Below are 1,826 nucleotides of genomic sequence, written 5' to 3' on the forward strand. Positions count from 1 at the left end.
TCCATTTTTGGAATTATCAATAAAATCATCCCAGGCCTCCTTGTCTTCTGCATGATATTTTTTTATCCTAATCACTTAAAAACTTCCAACACTTTTTTAAATGCAAAGTAACAATTCAATTATAGCAATTGGTATCATAGCGCCATGAAGGCTTGAAACCCTCTAGGGCAAATCAGATTTGCTAGTTCTGATATAATCTAAATAAGAATTATAATCTCTTATGTAATCATCTTCCTCATATTCATGTGAAGCAAAAACCAAACACATTGCACCGGAAGAAAAATTTGTTTCTGAAGCCCAGATACCAGGCGGTATATGTAACCCTTTATATGGTTGATTTAGCATTACTATTTTTTTGTCTTTCCCATCATCCAAGTGTACTTCAAAACTACCTGATCCGGCAATTAAGAATTCATGGCATTCTTTATGTGCATGGGTTCCTCTAATGACACCTCCGGGAATATCATACACATAAAAAATTCTCTTTGCTTCAAAGGGTATATCCTTATAATTATTGATAGGCGTAAGACTCACGGACCTATTTTGAATTCGAGGCAGTTCAATAAGGGAACAATCAAATACTGTCTTTCTCATAATCCTTTTGTTTACCATAATTATCATTATTCCTTATGATACTATTTTCATTTAATTTGGTGTTTGAAGCAACTAACACCACCGTATTTGTAACAAAATTTTCCATTTGACACCAGAATCCATTCTGGATTAACAGTCCGAAATGGGATCTGTTCAATGAAAACTTTTCTTCTTTTTTACCATTAAAAACAGTGATATCCACACTTCCGGATAAGGCCACAATTAGTTCATTGTGTTCCTTAATTGATTGACCTCGCAGAATTTCACCCCCAGGGACATCATATAATAAATAGGTCGTTTTAATTTCAAAAGGAATCTGATTGTTGTTTTCAAAATAACTTAAGTTTCCTCTGGGATCCAATATTTTAGGAAGTTGAATGATTTTAGATTCAAAATTAATTTTTAATAAACATTGTTCCAGAGAATCCTTAAACCGCGGGATCTCTATACCAAAGGTATTTTTGATCTTACCAATATTTAACACACTAAATTGCGGTCTTTTCGCAACAGTAAAAAAATCCTTGGTTTCCACAGGTTTAACATCTATGTATATCTCTTTTAAGGTGAAGATGGTTAATGCAAAATCGTACCAACTGCAGACGCCTTCATTGGAATAATGATAAAGTTCTACATCCTCATTTTTTAATTTTGGCAGTATTTCCAAAATTGTTTTCGCCAAATCCCTGGCATAGGTAGGGGAACCTCTTTGATCTGATATAACATTTAAGCTTTCCTTTTCCTTTCCTAATCGTATCATATTCTTGACAAAATTGTTCCCATAGGAAGAATATACCCAGGAGGTCCTTATAATTATGGAATTAGATGGATTTACCCCTTGCATGGCTTTTTCACCCGCCAGTTTTGATTTTCCATAAATATTTTGCGGGTTGGGAACATCTTCTTCGGTATAAGGTTTATCAGAGGTGCCATCGAACACATAATCTGTTGAAATATGTACGAGTGTAATACCCCCTGATTTTGAAATCTTCGCAAGGTTTTCAACGGCCAGGTGATTTATGGCATTGGCCCTGGCAGGTTCCGTTTCTGCCTTATCTACAGCCGTATAGGCCGCACAGTTGATGATCGCTGTGATTGCATTTTGTTCAATGTATTTCTCCACAGCTCTATAAGCGGTAATATCCAGTTGTTCCAAATCTGTAAAAATGAAATTATAGGAAGGATAATGGAACTCCAGAGCTCGCAATTCAGAACCCAGTTGCCCATTCGCTCCG

At 35.7% G+C, this 1,826-nt stretch carries 2 protein-coding genes; both read right to left on the minus strand.

Going from position 1 to position 1,826, the window contains the following annotated elements; translation table 11 throughout:
• Positions 1 to 162: 162 nt before the first annotated feature.
• On the minus strand, positions 163 to 594 hold the full coding sequence (locus Q0X89_RS13210) for an FdtA/QdtA family cupin domain-containing protein (protein WP_297694936.1): 432 nt from the start codon (positions 592 to 594) through the stop codon (positions 163 to 165).
• Positions 575 to 1,826, minus strand: a 1,252-nt coding sequence (rfbD, locus tag Q0X89_RS13220; RefSeq protein WP_367177062.1) for a dTDP-4-dehydrorhamnose reductase, incomplete at its 5' end; no start/stop codon positions are given. The genes rfbD and Q0X89_RS13210, both read right to left, overlap by 20 nt.

Origin of the sequence: uncultured Eudoraea sp. (genome assembly GCF_947258525.1) — a bacterium.
In the GTDB taxonomy this organism is placed as follows: Bacteria; Bacteroidota; Bacteroidia; order Flavobacteriales; family Flavobacteriaceae; genus Eudoraea.